Below are 19,258 nucleotides of genomic sequence, written 5' to 3'. Positions count from 1 at the left end.
GAGAAGCGCGTATTTTAACGTGCCTTGCAGAGTGATGACAGTCACACAAATACAGTATTTTCCGAAAACCGCTTAATAAATACCTGGCTGAAAAGCGCGTCGCACGGAATGCGAAACGAAACGGCGGCCACGCAGGCCGCCGGAGGGAATTACCAGCTGTAGCTGACCGAAGCCACAATGGTGCGACCGCTGCCGTAGAAGCAGGCACTTTCGTTACTGCATGACGCCACGTAGTGCTTATCCGCGATGTTGTTGACGTTGAGCTGCAGCGTGGTGCCACGCAGCGAGTTCGCCGCTTCGCCCAGCTCATATTTCGCCATCGCATCATACAAGGTGTAATGCGGTACTTTGTGGACGCCAATTTCATCCGCTGGCGCGGTGCCGGTATAACGCACGCCGCTGCCCAGCGTAAAGCCGCTCAGCACGCCATCGAGGAAGGTATAGCTGCCCCACGCCGACGCCGCATGACGCGGAATGCTCGACGGTGAATGGCCGATGCGCTGCGTGATGCTGCTCTCTTTGGTCACCGCATCGGTGTAGGTATAGGCCGCTAACAGTTTGATCTCTGGCGTAATCTGCGCATGCGCTTCGGTTTCGATGCCTTTCGAACGCACTTTACCAATCTGCTCGTTATAACCGGTCACGCTGTTATAAGCGGTGATGTTTTTCTGCGTGATATCAAACGCTGACACGGTTAACACCGCATCCCAACCTACCGGCTGATACTTCACGCCCACTTCGGTCTGTTCGCCGGTGGTCGGTTTAAAAGGATCGGTGCCTGGCGCGCCGCTGTTGAGGTTTGGCTCGAACGAGGTGCTGTAGCTGACGTACGGTGAAATGCCGTTATCAAACGCATACAGCAGACCCGCGCGGCCAGTGAACTTGTTGTCATTCTGCTGGGTTTCACTGTCGTCGGTGCGATCCTGCGTGCGCACTTCGCTCCAGTCGTGACGTCCGGAGAGCAGCAGGTTCCACTGATTCCACTCCAGCTGATCCTGCAGATAAACACCCACCTGATCGAGCTTCTTGCGCGTGCTGGTAGTGAGCGTCAAATCGCTCTCGTTGATGCTGATCCGTGTCGGATTCGCCCAGTCGAGGATGTACTGATCGCCGCTGTCACGCCACAGTTTGTTATCCACGTCGCTCCACTTGTAATCCAGCCCGCCGAGAACGGTATGCGCGATGTTGCCGGTTTCAAAGGTGGCTTTCAGCTGGTTATCAAGGCCCAACTCTTTCGACTTGATCTTGTCATGCTGCGGACGACGGTTGATCGAGTGATCGTTATCAGCATCAAAGGTATACACCAGATATTTGTACGATTCGTCCATGTTGCTGTAGCGCAGATTCTGCGTGAAGCTGATGTTATCGCTTAAATTGTGCTCGAAGATATAGCCAATCGACGTCTGTTCGCGCTTGGCTTCGTTGAAGCTCGGATCGCTGACGTTGAAATCGTAAGGGATAAAGCCCGCGCTGCTCTCTTTCAACGTACCACTGGCCGGCAGGAAGTTACGGTATCCCGCTTTCGGCTCGTTTTGATACATCGTCAGCAGCGTGAAACTGGTGTCTGCGTTCGGCAGCCAGGTTATCGCTGGCGCAATCGCCATGCGCTGCTGTTTGTTGTCCTTAACGAACTCATGTTTGGTGCTGGCAATACCGTTCAGGCGGTAAAACAGCGTGTTGTCATCATTCAGCTTGCCGCCAAAATCAAACGCCGCTTCACCCAAATGCTGGTTGCCGGTGCTGAGCTGCACTTTGTGAATGCTCTGCGCGGTCGGGCGCTTGCTGGTCATGGCCACGATACCGCCCGGATTCACCTGGCCGTACAGCACTGAAGCTGGGCCGTGGATCATCTCTACGCGCTCCAGCAACCAGGGATCGATCTGCCCCGCTGCGCCCGCCTGGCCGGATAAACCGTAGCTCAGGCCATCAAGGAATTTTGGCGCATAGCGGAAACCGCGCGCGATGATCTCATCATTACGGTTGGAGTTACCGCGATAGTTGGTCAACACGCCGCTGCTGTAGCTCAGCGCATCCGCAACGGAGGCCGCAGCCTGATCGTCCATCTGCTCGCGGGTAATTACCGAAATGGATTGCGGGGTTTTGCGCAGCGGCGTCGCGGTTTTGGTGCCTGCCGCGCTCTCTTTCGCCACGTAGCCCTGCAGCGGCGAAGTCACGCTTTCACGCGAGTCGGCGTTGACGGTTAGGGTCTCTTCGGCAGCCACGCTGAAGGCGGCTGGTGTCACCAACAAAATTGAGGCCAGAGAAAGGTACAGAGGATTGAATCTGAACTGCCGTGCCACAGCAGGTATTGCTGAATTTTTAGCGTTAACGGACATAGTTGCCATCTCTATTTCAAACTGCCTTGTAAATGAAATAATCCGTTCAGTCGCCCTCGCCCAACGACAAGGGCTGTAACGGATTGAAATATTAATCTCTTGCGTAATTGACGGTCCTAATCTCCCCGCGTGACGTCCTTCACAAAATAATCCACTGAAATTGCGAAGGTTTATCAGGCACGAAAAATCATATTGCAAATGTAAATCGTTATCAATAGCATTTGCATTAGCTTTGATTAAGTAAAGACAGTGAACAAAATGTGGAGATAGGTTGCAGGATGTTTCTAACAAGCGCAGAAAATACGACGCAGACTTGGTTGCCCGCCGGAACAGTTGCGCAATGGTTGCAGCAGGCCGAAATAGGAAGCGAAAGCTGGTGGCAGCGGCTATATGCGGTCGGTACGCCGCTGGTGGAGCGTGACGAAAGCGGTCAAACGACCATGCACTTCTTCTGGCGCGATCCCGAAGGACATTCCGCACGTTCTTCCACTGAACGGGTTTATATCGATATTAACGGCGTCACCGATCACCACAGCGAAGCGCCAGAAAGTCTGGTGCGCGTCGGCGACAGCAACGTCTGGCATTGGTCGACCGCCATTGAATCTGACTGGCGCGGCAGTTACAGCCTGATCCCCGCCACCGCGCAGCAGTTACCGCCGCTGTTTTGTGGCGATGATGCCGACTGCCGCGCGCTGCAGCGTAAGTGGTGGATCTCGCTGATGCCGCTGGCGATCCCCGACAAATTCAATCCCACGCCGCCGTTTCTCAGCAGCCGCCGTTTTGCGCTGAGCAACGCGCACATGCCGGATGCGCCGGATCAATCGGCCTGGCGCGCGCTGGATGCCGGCATGGCGGAAACCTGGCCGGATACGCTGCAAACCCTGCAGTGGCACAGCGCGTTGCTCAACGTCACGCGCAATGTCTGGCTTTATAGCACCGGAACAACCGCTCAGCCCGAACAGCGTCCGCTGGCAATCCTGCTCGATGGACAAAACTGGGTCTACGGTCAACCGATTTTCAGCGCGCTGGATCAGGTCACCGCCGATGGCGCACTGCCGCCCGCCTGCTGGCTGTTTATCGATGTTATCGACAGCCAGCACCGCGAAGCCGAATTGCCGTGCAATGAAACCTTCTGGCAGGCGGTGCAGCAGGAACTGTTGCCGCTGGCACGCCAGCACGCGGCCTTTAGTAGCGACGCTGACCGCACGCTGGTGGCCGGGCAAAGCTATGGCGGACTCGCCGCGCTCTATGCCGGATTGCACTGGCCGCAGCGTTTTGGCCGCATTCTTACGCAATCCGGCTCCTTCTGGTGGCCGCATCTGCAATACATCCGCGACTACGCCAATCGCGAGCAGCACGCACCCGGCTTGCTACTGGAGCAGCTGCAACAGGGCGATTTACCGCCGGGCAAGCTGAAGATTTTCCAGGAAGTGGGCGATCGCGAGGCGGACATGGTTTACGTCAACCAGCAGATCGTCCCGGCGCTGCAAGCCGCAGGCCATGAATTACATTTTCGCCGCTTCGCCGGAGGGCACGATGCGTTGTGCTGGCGTGGCGGTTTGATCGACGGCTGCCGCTGGCTGCTGGCCGATTTTCTCTCCCCTACATCAACCTCTGAAGGTAACCACCATGTCTGAACAACAGAATCCGTTTGATAACGACGCGCTCGATTTTTTTGTGCTGCTTAACGCGCGCCAGCAATACAGCCTGTGGCCCGCTTTTGCCCCGGTTCCGGCAGGTTGGCACAACGTGGCGGGACCGCTGACGCGCAGCGCCGCCATTGAGTTTATCGAAGCAAACTGGCACGACATGCGGCCAGCGACGCAACAGACGTCGTCTACCGCGCATTAAATTTTTTTAACTTTCTCTTTTTTAAATTGTTTTTCTCGACAGGAATTGTCCTTTGGCATCGCTAAACAACTATTCTCCAGCCTATCCACTCGTCGCGGCGCAGCCCGGCATCTGGATCGCTGACAGCATTGCGCAGCAGCGCAATCAATTTACCGTGGCGCACTACAGCGTGCTGCACGGCGACATCAATCGCGCGGCGCTGGACAGCGCCATTCAGCAGGCGATGGCGGAAGCCGATACCGTGCAGGCACGCTTCGGCCTGGACGAACATGGCAATCCGGCGCAGTGGTTTGGTGCACAAGCGCCGGTCGCGCCGGAATGGCATGATTTCAGCCAGCGCGGCGATGCCAGCAGCCATGCTCAGAAACTGATGCAGGCCGATCTCGCTGCCGATCTGCCCGCCGACGGCGACAAACCGCTCTATCGTCATGCGCTGATGCGCATCGGCGACGGCAGCTGGCTGTGGTATCAGCGCTATCACCATTTGCTGGTGGATGGTTTCAGCTTTGAAGCGCTGACTCAACGCGTCGCAGCGATCTACGCCGCCCTTTGCGCCGGCGAAGCGCCCTCGCCCTCGCCGTTTACCCCGTTCACCACGGTGATTGAAGAGATTCAGCAGTGGCAGGATTCGCCGGCTTTTACCCGCTCCGCCAGCCACTGGCAAAGTTACGCGGCGGATTTGCCGGAAACCCTGACGCTTGCCAGTGAAAACGTCAGCGATCCCGGCGATCGCCCGATCAGCTGTCAGGTAACGCTGCCGCAACTGACCACGCTGCGTCAGCAGCATCCACTCGCCGACAGCAGCGAAGGCGATATCGTCAGCGCGCTGTTGGTGGCCTATCTGGCCCGCTTCAGTAACAGCCAACGTTTGTCAATTGGCTTCCCGTTTATGCGCCGCATGGGTTCGGCGGCGATTTCTACCCTCGGCCCGGTGGTCAACGTGTTGCCGCTGATTTTCAGCGTCAGCGATGAGATGACCTTGCCGATGCTGGTGCAGCAGGTGCAAAGCGAAATCCGCAAAGCGCGCCGTCATCAGCGTTATGAAGCGGAACAGCTGCGCCGCGATCTCGGTCTGGTCGGCAGCAGCCAGGCGCTGTATGGCCCGGTGATTAACGTCAAGGTTTACCACGACGATCTGCAATTCGATGGCCATGCAGCCACAACGCACACGCTGGCGATGGGCCCGGTCGACGATCTCGAGTTTGAAGTTGGCTTCCGCGCTGGCGCATTGCAGCTGACGCTGGTGGCGAACCCGCGCCGCTACGAGGCACAAACGCTACAACGTCACGCCGAGCGCATCAGCCACGTGCTCACGCAATTCGCGGCGGATGCCAACACGCAAATCGGCGCGCTGTCACTGCTGGCGCCACAGGAACAGATCGATCTGCAACGCTGGTCGACCGGACCAACCATCGTGCCGCCCGCCGATACCCACACCATCGTCGATATCCTGCTGCAAGCCGCTGAGCACTACGGCGAGCAAACCGCGGTGGTGTGCGGCGATCGCAGCCTGAGCTATCGCCAGTTAGCCGATCGCGCGATGCAACTGGCGCATCTGTTGATCGCGCGCGGCCTGCAGGCTGACGATGTGGTGGCGATTGGCATTCCGCGTTCGGTGGATTCACTGGTAGCGATGTTCGGCGTGCTGGCGAGCGGCGCGGCCTACATGCCACTCGATCTTGACTATCCGCGCGAACGCCTGGCGCTGATGTGCGATGACGCGCAGCCGAAGCTGCTGCTGACGCACTCCAGCACGCTGGCGCAAATGCCGGAGTTAACGCATCTACTGATTGATCAGATCGCGTTGAACACCCTTTCCACCGCACGACCAGATACCAAACTGTGCGGCGACGATCTGGCCTACATGATTTACACCTCAGGATCGACCGGCCGCCCGAAAGGCGTGATGAGCACTCATCAAGGGTTGCTCAATCTGTTCCTGTCGCACCGCGAGCATCTGTTTGGCCCGGCGATTGCGCGCTTCAGCGCCAGCAGCCCGCGCCGCATGCGCGCTGGTCACACCGCTTCCTTCTCGTTCGATTCCTCATGGGAACCGCTGTTCTGCATGCTGATGGGCTGCGAGCTGAATATCTTCGACGAAGAGCTGCGCCGCGATGCCTGGGGCCTGATTCAGCAGATGAACGCGGTGCCGGTCGATTTACTGGATATCACGCCGTCATTCTTCTCGCAGATGATCGACAGCGGCCTGCTGGAAGCCGATAACCATCGTCCCTCTTTCGTCATGATTGGCGGTGAAGCAGCCACGCCAACGCTGTGGAAGCTGATGCAGCAACAGCAGCAGATGGAGATCCACAACTATTACGGCCCATCGGAATACACCATCGATACGCTGGGTGCCAGCGTCATGGCGTCGCCGCAGCCGGTGATTGGTCGTCCGGTGGGGAACAGCGAAGTCTATCTGCTGGATAACCAACTGCGTCAGGTGCCGATTGGCTGCGCTGGCGAGCTGTATATCGCCGGAACCGGCATCGCGCGCGGTTATCTGCGTCGTCCCGATCTCACCTGCGGACGCTTTGTCGCTAATCCCTTCCGCGACGGCGATGTGATGTACCGCAGCGGCGACCTGATGCGCTGGCGTCAGGATGGACAGCTGGCGTTTATTGGCCGTACCGATCACCAGATTAAAGTGCGCGGTTTCCGTGTCGAACTCGGTGAAGTGGAAAATGCGCTGGTGGCGCTGCCGGAAGTCAGCACCGCCGTGGTGATCGCCGAAGTAATGGGCGCCACGCATCGCCTGATTGGTTACTGCTCGGTGCAGGATGATGCGCTGCGCGCCGATGCCGATCTCAACGCCCGTTTGCTGGCGCAGCTCGCCACGCAGCTGCCGGATTACATGGTGCCTGCGGTGCTGATGGTGATGGACGAATTGCCGCTCAACGTTAACGGCAAGATTGATCGTCAGGCGTTGCCGAAGCCGCAACAGGCGCAGCAAAGTCAAAGTCGCGCCGCCAGCACGCCGCAGGAGCAGCTGATTTGCCACGCGATTGCCAGTCTGCTGGGGCTGGAGAGCGTTGGCGCGGAAGATGATTTCTTCGCGCTCGGCGGCGACAGCATCTCAGCGATGGGGCTCAGCACCGCCGCCCGTCGCGCTGGCTATCTGTTGCGTCCACGCGAAATCTTTGCCGAACGTACCGCCGCCCGCATGGCGCGGGGTTTGCAGCCGCTGGCACAACACCACACCGGCGCGCGCGTCGCGCAACAGGGCGCGATTGGCGGCTTGCCGATTCTGCACTGGTTCAACGCCCAGGCGGGCATCAATGCGCGCTTTGCTCACGGCGTGCTGCTGTCGGTGCCGCCGCAGTTGCAGCTCGTTCAGTTGGAACAACTGATCGATCAGCTGGCGCAGGCGCATCCGGCGCTCAACGCCTTTACGCGCGGCGATCAGCTGATTGTCGGCGAAGCGCTGACGACGCGCCCTGCCCGCGTGCGTGCGCTGGAGGTGCAGGACCGCGACCGCGCAGCGGAACGGGCGTTTAGCGAAGATGCTGAGGCGCTCGACCCGGCTAAAGGCGCGCTGCTGCACGCCACGCTGCTGCAGCAAGAAGGCGCCAGCTGTGGGCTGGTGTTAACGCTGCATCACCTGATTGTCGATGGCGTCTCGTGGCGCGTATTGCTGGAAGAACTGCAACAGGCCGGTGACGCGCTGCTCAATAACACGCCGCTGGTGATCCCCGCCGAGGAAACCTCGCTGCACGACTGGTCTGCCGCGCTGCTGGCGAACCTTGCGGCGCGCGCCAGCGAGTTACCGTTCTGGCAACAGATGCTGACGGAACCGCTGCCGCTTGTTGGGCAACGGGCGATTCAGTCCGGCGATCGCCAACAGCATCAACGCACGCTGCTGGATGCCTCAACCACGCACGCGCTGCTCAACACGCTGCCGCAGTACTATCGCGCCACCAGCGAAGAGCTGCTGCTGACCTTGTTGACCCTCGCTCTGCGCCAGCTCAACGGCAGCGCACAGCAGCGCGTCACGCTGGAATCGCATGGCCGTGCCGAACTACATGCGCAGCAGGATCTGGCGCGCACCGTCGGCTGGCTGACGGCAGAATACCCTTTACTGCTGCCGTTGCCAGAAAATCCACATGCGCCGCTCAATGAGTGCGTACGCGCGGTGAAAGCGGTACTGCGTGCGGTGCCGGATCGCGGCATTGGCTACGGGCAGCTGCGCTGGCTCGATGCACATCGCGGCGTGACGCTGGAAAAACTGGCAGCGCAACACGCGCCGCAGGTGCTGTTTAACTACCTCGGGCGCTTTACACCGCGCAGCGGTGACTGGACGCCACAGCGCACCGCGCAACAGTTCCGTGACACTTTCGCGGTAGTGCAGGATGACGCGCTGCCGCTGCAGCACGCGCTGGAACTCAACGTCTTCGTTGAGGAGCAGCCACATGCGGCGCAGCTGGCGCTGAACTGGAGCTGGGCGGACGGCGTGCTCAACGCCGAAGCGATTGCCGATTTACATCAGGCAATGGCGGCTACCGCGCAGGCGCTGATCGCGCTGGCCCAACAGCAACCGCAGCACGCCGCCCACACGCTGGTGGCCGCCGAGGTGGCGCTGGAAGGCGTTGATGACGCGCTGCTGCAACAGCTGCATGCGCGTCACGGTGCGTTTAGCCATGCGCTGCCGTTGTTACCGCTGCAAAAAGGTTTGCTGTTCCACGCGCAAACCACCACGCAGCAAGGCAGCTATAACTCACTAACCCGCATGACGCTGAGCGGCGACATCAGCGCCGCAGCGGTACAAACCGCGCTCGACGCGGTGTTACAGCGTCATCCGCAGCTGGCGGCGCGCTTCGACGCCGAACTCAGCCTGCAACCGCTGCAGCTGATACCGGAAGGCGAATTGCACTGGCCGCTGACGCTGCTTCAGTTGGGCGAGGAAGAGGACATTCAGGCGTTGGAACATCAGGCGCTGGCGCAGGATCTGTTTAGCCAGCCAATCATGCTGCACGCCACGCTGATCGCCCATCGCGATGGCGCGCGCTGGACGCTACTGCTCAACGCGCATCACTTGGTGGTGGATGGTTGGTCAACGCCGGTGATCCTCAACGATCTGCTCAGCGCGCTGCGCCAGCAAATCTTGCCCGCGCACAGCAGCAGCTACGCCGACATCGTGCGTCAGCTCAGCCAGCGCGACAGCCATGAAGCGCGTCAGCAGTGGCAAGCTTGCCTGAAAGACGTGCGTCCGACGCTGCTCTATCCGCAGGCCGCCGACAGCGCGGTCAATGAAAAGCGCATTACGCTGGATGCCACGCTGGAGCGGGAACTCTATGCGCTGTGCCGGGCGCGCGGTTTAACCCTGAACACTGTGATGCAGGGATTGTGGAGCTTGCTGCTGTCGGTCGCCAGCGGCCAGCAAGACGTGGTGTTTGGTGCGCCGGTTTCTGGCCGTTTTGGTCAGATTGACGACATCGATCAGCACGTGGGCCTGTTCAGCAACACGCTGCCGGTGCGCGTGCGCTTCGATCATCAGCGTCCATTACTGGCGCAGCTCGCCGATCATCAGGCGCAGCAAATCCAGCTGATTGAGCAGGATTGCCTCGGCCTCGCCGAGATTCAGCAATGTGTCGGCGCCGGTACGCTGTTCGATACCTTGCTGGTGGTGGAGAACTATCCGGACAACCAAACGCTGCTGGATGCCAACGCCACCGTGCGCTGCGAAGCGATCCATAATCGCGGTTACACGCACTATCCGCTGACGCTGTTGGTGCTGCCGGGCGAACAGCTGACGCTGCTGATGGAGTATCGCGACTGCGTTAGCGAGCCGGAACGTCTGGCCGAGCGGCTGTTATTGCTGTTGCAACAGCTGGTCAGCACGCCGGATCTGCCGCTGACGCAGTGGAAGTTGCAAACGCTGGCCGAGCAATCGCTGCTCGCCTGGGTGAATAACACCGGCGTGCAGCTGGAAAATGAAACCCTGCAACAGGCGATTGCCCAGCAGGCGGCGCGCACGCCCGACGCGCTGGCGCTAATGGATGTGGATCATCGTCTGAGCTACGGCGAAATGCAGCGTCGGGCCGCGCTGCTGGCGGATCGCCTGATTGAAGCGGGCGTGATGCCAGGCGATATCGTCGCCGTGGCGCTGCCGCGCTCGGTGCGTCTCAGCATTGCGCTCACTGCCATCCTGCAGGCGGGCGCGGCGTACTTGCCGCTGGATATCGGTTATCCCGATGAGCGTCTGGCTTACATGGTGGAAGATGCGCGGCCGTGGGTGCTGATCACCGAATCCGCGCTGGAAACCCGCTTTGCCACGTTTGGCACGCTGATGATGTTTGATGGTTTAGCCGGTGAACACATTCAGCCGCGCCATCCTTTGCCGCAGGCGGACGCCAGTCGCCCGGCTTACGTGCTTTACACCTCGGGCTCGACCGGTAAACCAAAAGGCGTGGTGGTGAATCAGCGCGCCATCGTCAACCGCCTGCGCTGGATGCAGGCCAGCTATCCGCTGCGCGCCGACGATGTAGTGTTGCAGAAGACGCCGTGCAGCTTTGATGTATCGGTGTGGGAGTTTTTCTGGCCGCTGATGACCGGTGCGCAGCTGATGATGGCGCCGCCGGAAGCGCATCGCGATCCGCAGGCGCTGTGGCAGCTGATCGACGATTATCGCGTGACCACCCTGCACTTCGTGCCCTCGATGTTAGCGGCCTTTGTCGGCCATCTCGCCGCGCAAACCGAGCAAGCTTGCCCAACGCTGCGCCGCGTATTCTGCAGCGGTGAAGCGCTGGCGTGCGACCTGGCGCGCAGCTATCAGGAGATGATCGCCGCGCCGCTGCACAATCTGTATGGCCCAACTGAAGCCGCCGTCGATGTCACCTGGCAACCGGCCAGCGGCAGCGCGCTGGAAGGCCTTAACGGGCCGGGTGTGCCGATTGGTCGTCCGGTGTGGAACACGCAGCTGCATATTCTCGATAGCCTGCTGCGACCAGTACCGGTTGGCGTGCCGGGCGATCTCTATCTCAGCGGCGTGCAGTTGGCCGATGGCTATTTGCATCGCGCCGACCTTACGTCACAGCGCTTTGTCGCCGCGCCGTTTGCCGAAGGCGAGCGCATGTATCGCACCGGCGATATCGCCAGCTGGCGCGCCGACGGCGCGGTGGAGTATCTCGGCCGCAGCGACGATCAGCTAAAAATGCGTGGACAGCGTATCGAGCCGGGCGAAATCGAACAGGCGCTAGTGGCGCTGCCGGGCGTGGCGCAGGCGGTGGTGGCGGCGCGCGCGCTGACGCAGCACGCCACGCCGGGCGTCGATAACCGTCAGCTGCTCGGCTGGCTGGTGGCCGAAACGGGCGTGGCGCTGGATATCGACGCGGTGAAGCAGCAGCTGGGCGAACGTCTGCCCGCGCATATGCAGCCGGTCAGCTATCTGCTGCTCGACCATCTGCCGCTCAGCGCCAACGGCAAGCTGGATCGTAAAGCGCTGCCGATGCCGCAGCTCAGCGCGCGCAGCGGCCGCCTGCCGCACAGCGCCAACGAGCGTTTGCTGGCGGATCTGTTCCTGCAGCTGCTTGGTTGCGACAGCGTGTTTGCCGATGACGACTTCTTCGCGCTCGGTGGTCATTCGCTGCTGGCGATGCGTCTGGCGGCGGAACTGCGTCGTCGTGAGGTGCCGCCGCTCAGCGTCGGGCAGATCATCGCCGCGCGCAGCGTGGAGAAGCTGGCGGCGCTGCTTGACGGCGGTGCCAACAGTGAAAGCGGTGGCAACGGCGAACTGCTGCCGCTGCGCGCCGGTCACGGCCCGACGCTGTTCTGCATCCATCCGGCATCCGGCTTCGCCTGGCAGTATAGCGCCCTGCTGCACTATCTCGACGGCGACTTCCCGATTGTCGGCCTGCAATCGCCGCGGCCAAACGGCGTGATTGCTGCCTGTCACAGCGTGGAGGCGATGTACGAACGCCATCTGCAGGCGATACGCCAGCAGCAGCCGAGCGGTCCGTATTTCCTGCTCGGCTATTCACTCGGCGGCACGCTGGCGCAAGGCATTGCGTCACGTTTGCAGGCGCAAGGTGAAACGGTGGCATTTCTTGGCCTGCTGGATACCTATCCGGCAGAAGGTCAGGACTGGCGCACGCCGGATGCCGATGAAGCGGAACAGGAAGTGGCGCGTGAGCAGGCCGAGTTTATGGCTGCGACCGAAGATGAGCGCGATCCGCTACTGCGTGAAGAGAAGGCAGCGATGTTTAGCACCATCGTCGCGAACTACAAAGACGCCGTCGCACGCCTGGCTGAAGCGCGAACGCCGCGCTATGCCGGCCACGCCACGCTGTTTATGGCCGAGAAAACGCTGCCGCCTGAGATGGATGTGCGCGCCAGTTGGGCACCGTTCGTTGATGAATTGACGATCTTCCCGCTGGATTGCGAACACGCCGATATTCTTTCAGCAGATTCGTTGCAGGTGCTGGGACCGTTGATAAACCGTTTGTTAGCTCGGCGTTAATTAAGGCACATATCGTAGCGGCGCGATTCATCGTGTTCTGTCAAAAAACGCGAAATAAATTGCGCCGCTACGGGTGATGCAAATGTGATTCACCGTTGGAGATTTATGGCTAAGCCCTCGATATTCTTAGATTTCAGTTTACTCAAAAACAACGCCTCCTTCCGCGCGATATTCTGCGCGCGCATGCTCTCGGTATTCGCCCTTGGCATGCTGGCGGTTGGCGTGCCGGTGCAAATTCAGGCGATGACCGGCTCCACGTTGCAGGTTGGTGTGGCGGTAATGCTCGATGGCATCGGCATGTTTATCGGCCTGCTGCTCGGCGGCGTGCTGGCCGATCGCTACGATCGCCGCAAATTAATCCTGTTCGCGCGCGGCACCTGCGGCATCGGCTTTGTGCTGCTCAGCCTCAACGCCTTCAGCCCAGCGCCTTCATTGCTGGCGCTCTACTTCCTCGCCTTCTGGGATGGCTTCTTTGGCGCGCTCGGCATGACTGCGCTAATGGCAGTGATCCCGCTGATCGTCGGACGTGAACATCTGGCGGAAGCCGGTGCGCTCAGTATGCTAACGGTGCGCCTCGGCGCGATTTTGTCGCCCGCGCTCGGCGGCATGATCATCGTTGCGGCGGGTGTCGGGTGGGCGTTTGCGGTCGCCGCGATTGGTACGCTAGCAACGCTGATTCCGCTGGTGCGTTTACCGTCGATGAAGCCCGAACAACAGGAGCCGGAGCATCCGCTGCGCGCGCTGGCGAGCGGCATGCAGTTTGTCTGCCAGCATAAAGTGGTCGGCGCGGTGGTGCTGGTTGGCTTGCTGCTCAGCATGGTTGGCGCGGTGCGTATTCTGTTCCCGGCGCTGGCGATCACCTATCACGCCGATGCATCCGCATTAGGATTGATGTACTCGGCGGTGCCGCTGGGTGCGATGATCGGTGCCTTTACCAGCGGCTGGGTGCGGCAGTTAACGCGCCCGGGATGGGTGCTGATGGGTTGTGCGCTACTGGCATTTGCCTGTATCGCCTCACTCGGTCTTTACAGTCATCTGCTGCCCGCGCTGCTGGCGCTGGTGTGTTACGGCTACAGCAACGCCATCGCCTCGCTATTGCAGTTTATGCTGACGCAGCACCACACGCCGGATGCGCTGCTGGGACGCGTCAACAGCCTCGGCACCGCGCAGGATGTGACCGGCGATTCGGTCGGTGCATTGGGTTTAGGCGCGCTGGCACGTGTGCTGGCACCGTTGAGCAGCGTGCTGTGGTTTGGCGGATTGGCGGCGGGATTGCTGGTGCTGTTGTCGCTGGCGGCGCGCGGCCTGCGCTCGGCGCGCCTCAGTGAACAACCGGACGCGCCGCAGCCCGCCACCGCAGAGGCTTAACGGGTAAACTGCCGCTCGATGCTGCTGAGCATATTGCTGGCGCTGTAGTAATCGAGACGAAAAGTATCGTTACCTACGGCAAAGATGTCGTGCTGCTGTACCGCCGGCAGATGGGCGAGGAATGGATTCTTCGCCACCTGCGGCACGGTTTTCTCATCAGCGGCGAACAGCAATAGCGTGTTGCCGGTGATGCCATCGGCCATGTTTTCGCCATTCAGCTGAATAATGTCATTGCGCTTACCCATGCTGGTGCTGCCCTGAAAACTGGCAGGCGGCGCGGCCAGCGTAAAGCCCAAATCCTGTAATAGCGCGCCCTGCGCCGATGCTGGCGTCCACAAGTTCATTCCGCGTCCATCTTCGTAATAGACCAGCGCAGAGGTCGGCTGCGGCGGCAGCGTAATCTTGTGACGCACTGCTTCGACTCGTTGGTCGAATGCTGCGATCACCTTATTGGCATCAGCTTCATGGCCGGTAATCTCGCCCAGCTGCAGGGTCAATGCCTGCCAGCTCTTATCGCCATAGTCGATCACTAACACCGGCGCGATGGTTTGCAGCTGATCGTAGAGGCGCAGCGCCGAATCGCCGCCGGTGGCGGCAATCACGATCAAATCCGGCGCTTCGGCGGCAATCGCTTCGGCATTCGGCTGTGAAATATAGAGCGGTTTAACCTGACGCGCTTTGGCCACCGCGCTCCATTGCGTAAAAAAGCCCTGCGCATCCGATACGCTGCTATTGCGACTGGTGGCACCGGAGCCAATCAGCGGCGCGTTAATTGCCAGCAAAGTGCCACTCAGCGTAACGCTGGTAGAAACAATGCGCTGCGGCGGCTGTTGCAGTGTGAAGGGGCCTTTCGGTGTAGCGATAGTGCGCGGCCAGGTTACGTTGGCGTGAACATGGGTGCAGATGAAAAACAGGCTAAGCAGCAGAGAAAGAGCGGGGAAACGCATCAGGTTGTCCATCACTTGATAGTTGAGAATAAATATCATTATCAAAAATAAGTGCGGGTGCAAGGGAAATAGTGCGTGGTTTCCCCTCACCCTAACCCTCTCCCGCAAGCGTGAGAGGGAATAATTAGGTGGGCGCGGCCGGCTCCTTCTCCCGCGCGCGTGAGAAGGCTGGGGTGAGGGGCAAACCTCACCAACTTACAACGAATATCGCCCCATCGGCGCCACAGCCTTAATCACGCCATTAGCTTGCATATATTCACCAAACGCCTGATAGCGCGCCTGATCAAACGCCGCACTGTGCGCGGCGAAATATGGCAGCGTGGCCTGCCACGCCTCGTGATTGAGCGGCGTATTCAGCTCGGGATATTTTTCGATAAACGCCTGCCACGCTTCCTGCGGGTGAGCGCGTAGCCACGCCACGCCGGCATCCAGGCCACGTAAAAACGCCGGAATGCGCTTGTCCTGCGCGGCAGTTTTCTGGTTTGCCAGGATGATCAACTCATCATAAGCAGGCACGCCGTAATCTTCCGGCTTGAACACCGTTGGCTTTGCGCCTTTGTCTTTCAGATCCAGCAGCTCATAGTTGCGAAAGATGGTCATCGCGCCATCAATCTTGTGCGTTAGCAACGCGGAGGTGCCATCCATATTCAGGTTGATAAGCTTCACCGAGTCGGCATCAACGCCCTGCACTTTTAGCATATTGCGGATCGCCACGTCTTCGGTGCCCGGCACCGCGTAGCCGATGGTTTTGCCAGCGAAATCCTTCAGCGAGTGAATATCGTCTGACACCGTGGTCAGCGTATTCAGCGGCTGATTAATCAACGTGCCGACGCGGATTACTGGCACCTCTTTATCCACCAGCGTGTAGAGCTGCGGCTGGTAGCTGACGGCGAGATCGACTTTGCCCGCCGCCAGCAGCAGCGGCACGGACGCCGAATCGGCGGGCGCGATCATCTCCACATCCAGCCCCTCTTTCTTAAACGCGCCGCTGTGCTGGGCAGCAAAAATCGCCGCGTGATTGGGGTTGATAAACCAGTCAAGCAGCAGGCGAACTTTCTCCGCCGCCTGCACGTTAGCGGTCGCCAGCAGCAGCAACGCGGTCAATGCCATTCGTAGGATTTTCACGGTATTTCCTTATGTAGATTGCCAGAGGATTTTCTTGCGCATCAGCGCCACGCTGCCCGAAAGCAGCAGCGCCAGAACCAGTAACAGCAGCAGCGCCGCGAAGCTGGTGGCGGTTTCCAGTCGCGCGTTGGATTGCATCATCAGATAGCCGAGCCCTTCGCTGGCGCCGACCCATTCGCCAATCACCACGCCAATCGGGGCCAACACCACCGCCATCTGCAGGCCGGAGAAAAACTGCGGTAACGCGGCAGGCCAGCGCACGCGCCAGAAGATGCGGAAACGCGACGACGTGGAGGTTTGCGCCAGCTCCAGCCAACCGACCGGCGTACGGCACAGCCCATCAAACAGTGACAAGCACAGCGGGAAGAACAGGATCAAAGCCGCCACCACCACTTTTGAGGCGATGCCAAAGCCGAGCCACAGCACCAGCAGCGGCGCGAGGGCAAACACCGGGATTGCCTGGCTGGCGGTGACCAGCGGAAACAGCACGCGACGCAGCAGCGTACTGGCGGCCATCAGCACCGCCAGCGTCACGCCCGCGCCGACGCCCAGCAGCAGCGCCAGCACAATTTCCGCCAACGTATAGAGCGCGTGATGCCACAGCAGTTGACGATGCAGCCACAGCGCCTCTAGCACCGCCTGTGGCGCGGGCAGCAGGAAACTCGGCACGCCGCTGTGACGCGCCAGTAACCAGCCGCACAGCAGCACCACGATCAGGTAGATCGCGCTAAACACTGTTTTCATGGGTATTCAGTCGGGAGAAGAGTTGCGCCTGCGCCTGCAGGACGTCGGGATGATCAAACGGACGCGGCGCGTCACCGCTAGCAACCGGCCAGCTTTCGATAGCCAGCGGCTGGCCTTGCAGCAGCAGAATGTCATCGGCCATGCGGCACGCTTCCAGCGGATCGTGCGTCACCAGCAGCACAGTTTTGCCCCGCAGTAATCCGGCGGTCAGCGTTTGCAAACTGAGTTTGGTCATCACATCCAGCGTGGCGAAGGGTTCATCCATCAGCACCACGTCGCGCTGCGCATAAAGCGTGCGTGCCAGCGCCACGCGTTGCCGCATGCCGCCGGAGAGTTGATGCGGGGGTGCATGCGCCACGTCGCTGAGTTTTACCTGCTCGAGCAGCGCCAGCGCACGCGGGCGATCCGGCTTGTCGCCGCTGAGCCGCGCCGACAGCATCACGTTGTCGAGCACCGTCAGCCACGGATACAGCAGATCCTGCTGGCCCATCCACGCCACGTTGCCGCTCAAGCCCTGCACCGCACCCTGCTGCGGCTGGAGTAAACCGGCCACCAACCGCAGCAGCGTACTTTTGCCGATGCCGCTGCGTCCCAGCATTACCGTGGTTTTGCCACCGCGCAGGTGCAGATTCAACCGCTGACACAGCGGTTTATCGCCCCAGCTAAAGCTCACATCGTTGAACAGAATGTCCTGATTCATGGACGATTGGCCGCCAGAATCGCCAGCTGGTGAAATCCGCGCTGCGCCAGCGCGTTAGCGGCCTGCGCGGCGCGGATGCCGCTGGCGCACACCAGCACGATGCGCTGCTGGGCGGGCGGCTGCCACGCGGCGATCGCCTGCGGCAAGATGCGCTCAACGCCATCCGCCACGCTGACCGGCGCTTCTTCATAGCTGCGCAGTTCGACAATGCAGTCATCGGCGGCCAACTGTTGCGGATCGATAAACGGCACCGCATGTTCCGGCTCTTCAGCATCATCAAAGCGGAACTGGCGGAAGTGCCAGTTCACAAAATCGCAATTCACCAGACAACCGAGCGGCGATGGCGACAACTGCAGCAGCACGCTGAGCGCCATCTGCGCCTGCATCGCGCCGAGCGCTGCCACCGCCGGGCCCATCACGCCTGCGGTGTTGCAGTTCGCTGCCGAGGACGGCAAGCGTGGGAACAGCGCGCGATAGCTCGGCGCGCCGCCACAGAATCCGCCGACGTAACCTTGCCGCCCCAGCACCGAGGCGCTGATCAGTGGAATGCCCGCCTGCATGCAAGCATCGGAAAGTTGGTAGGTGACGGCAAAGTTATCGGCGGCATCGATCACCAGATCGCATCCCGCCAGCGCCTGCTGCAGATTACTGGCGCTCAGCGACTGTTGCAGCGCCTCGATCTGCACCTGCGGATTGCGCTGCTGCAACGCGTGCTGCGCGCGCAGCACTTTGGGCTGGTCGATATCCTGCTGCGTAAACAGCGTTTGCCGATGCAGGTTATGCAGCGCCACCACATCGTCGTCATACAGCCGAATATAGCCGACCCCCGCGCCCACCAGCTGCGGCAGGAGCGTGGCGCCTAATCCGCCCGCGCCCGCCACCAGCACACGCGCGTTAAGTAACTTTTGCTGCCCGGCTTCGCCGATTTCCGCCAGCATCATCTGGCGTTGATAACGTTGCATAGTTGCCGTCCTTAACTCAGATTTGCCAGGCCGAAGATCGGCGTGGACGCGGCTGCCATATCGCGCTTCTCCATCAGTCCGGCAGCGCGCGCGGCCTGTCCGGCTTCAATCGCCAGCCGGAAGGCGTTGGCCATGCCGACTGGATCGCCGGCTTTGGCGACGGCGGTGTTGAGCAAAATGCCATCGAAGCCCATTTCCATCGCCTGCGCCGCCTGCGACGGCGCGCCAATGCCCGCATCAATGATCAGCGGGATGTCGCTGAACCACGCGCGCATGGCGCGCAGGCCGTCGATATTGCGCAAACCCTGGCCGGAACCAATCGGCGCGCCCCACGGCATCAACAGTTCGCAACCCGCTGCCAGCAGCTTTTCGCCGACGATCAGATCTTCGGTGGTGTACGGAAACACCTGAAAACCCTCTGCGCTGAGGATGCGCGCGGCTTCCACCAGCGCGAAAGGATCGGGCTGCAGCGTGTCGGCATGGCCGATTACTTCCAGTTTGATCCACGCGGTGTTGAACAGTTCGCGCGCCATGTGCGCGGTGGTGACGGCCTCTTTTACCGTGTGACAACCGGCGGTATTCGGTAACACGCGGATGTTAAGGCCGGTTAGCAGTTCGCGGAATGCCGCGCCAGCCGCACCTTCGCGCCGCAAACTGACGGTGATGATGTCGGTGCCGGAGGCGGCAATCGCCTGCTGCAAAATGGCGGGCGAAGGATAACCGGCGGTGCCGAGCAGGAAGCGTGATTGCGGTTCAAAATCGTAAAACAT

11 protein-coding genes are annotated in these 19,258 nt (G+C 60.6%); 4 read left to right on the top strand and 7 right to left on the bottom strand.

Features of this window, described 5'->3' with window-relative positions:
- Positions 1-149 precede the first annotated feature (149 nt).
- Complete coding sequence (locus tag DEU53_RS08870) at positions 150-2,336, bottom strand: TonB-dependent siderophore receptor (RefSeq protein WP_110866733.1); 2,187 nt, start codon at positions 2,334-2,336, stop codon at positions 150-152.
- A gap of 278 nt (positions 2,337-2,614) precedes the next feature.
- On the opposite strand from DEU53_RS08870, the gene fes reads away from it, so the two are divergent.
- The 4 genes from fes to entS all read left to right on the top strand — a co-directional run bounded on the left by fes (position 2,615) and on the right by entS (position 14,010).
- A complete protein-coding gene (fes, locus tag DEU53_RS08865) occupies positions 2,615-3,973 on the top strand; it encodes an enterochelin esterase (protein WP_110866732.1) in 1,359 nt (452 codons plus the stop codon).
- Entirely contained in the window at positions 3,966-4,187 is a 222-nt protein-coding gene (locus DEU53_RS08860) for an MbtH family protein (RefSeq protein WP_110866731.1), read from the top strand. Before fes ends, DEU53_RS08860 begins: the two co-directional genes overlap by 8 nt.
- 52 nt (positions 4,188-4,239) lie before the next feature.
- Positions 4,240-12,642: a non-ribosomal peptide synthetase gene (locus tag DEU53_RS08855; protein ID WP_110866730.1), complete on the top strand. Its 8,403-nt coding sequence runs from the start codon at positions 4,240-4,242 to the stop codon at positions 12,640-12,642.
- 105 nt (positions 12,643-12,747) lie between these two features.
- Positions 12,748-14,010 carry an enterobactin transporter EntS gene (gene entS, locus DEU53_RS08850; RefSeq protein WP_110866729.1) on the top strand — a complete coding sequence of 421 codons (1,263 nt, stop codon included), beginning with the start codon at positions 12,748-12,750 and terminating at the stop codon, positions 14,008-14,010.
- Here the strand turns inward: entS and fepB are convergent.
- From fepB to DEU53_RS08820, 6 genes are all read right to left on the bottom strand, one after another.
- Positions 14,007-14,957, bottom strand: a complete 951-nt coding sequence (fepB, locus tag DEU53_RS08845; protein ID WP_110866978.1) for a Fe2+-enterobactin ABC transporter substrate-binding protein — start codon at positions 14,955-14,957, stop codon at positions 14,007-14,009. The two genes, entS and fepB, sit on opposite strands and share 4 nt — an antisense overlap.
- 195 nt (positions 14,958-15,152) lie before the next feature.
- Entirely contained in the window at positions 15,153-16,082 is a 930-nt protein-coding gene (locus tag DEU53_RS08840) for an ABC transporter substrate-binding protein (protein ID WP_110866728.1), read from the bottom strand.
- Between the two features lie 9 nt (positions 16,083-16,091).
- Entirely contained in the window at positions 16,092-16,826 is a 735-nt protein-coding gene (locus tag DEU53_RS08835; protein ID WP_110866727.1) for an ABC transporter permease, read from the bottom strand.
- Positions 16,810-17,526: an ABC transporter ATP-binding protein gene (locus tag DEU53_RS08830; protein WP_110866726.1), complete on the bottom strand. Its 717-nt coding sequence runs from the start codon at positions 17,524-17,526 to the stop codon at positions 16,810-16,812. Before DEU53_RS08830 ends, DEU53_RS08835 begins: the two co-directional genes overlap by 17 nt.
- Entirely contained in the window at positions 17,523-18,488 is a 966-nt protein-coding gene (locus DEU53_RS08825) for a HesA/MoeB/ThiF family protein (protein ID WP_110866725.1), read from the bottom strand. Before DEU53_RS08825 ends, DEU53_RS08830 begins: the two co-directional genes overlap by 4 nt.
- Before the next feature lie 11 nt (positions 18,489-18,499).
- Positions 18,500-19,258: a thiazole synthase gene (locus DEU53_RS08820; protein ID WP_110866724.1), complete on the bottom strand. Its 759-nt coding sequence runs from the start codon at positions 19,256-19,258 to the stop codon at positions 18,500-18,502.

It is taken from the genome of Pantoea sp. AG1095, assembly GCF_003208415.1.
Classification (GTDB): domain Bacteria; phylum Pseudomonadota; class Gammaproteobacteria; order Enterobacterales; family Enterobacteriaceae; genus Pantoea; species Pantoea leporis.
The sequence above is the reverse complement of the archived record's forward strand: the minus strand, read 5'-3'. Positions and strand labels throughout refer to the sequence as shown.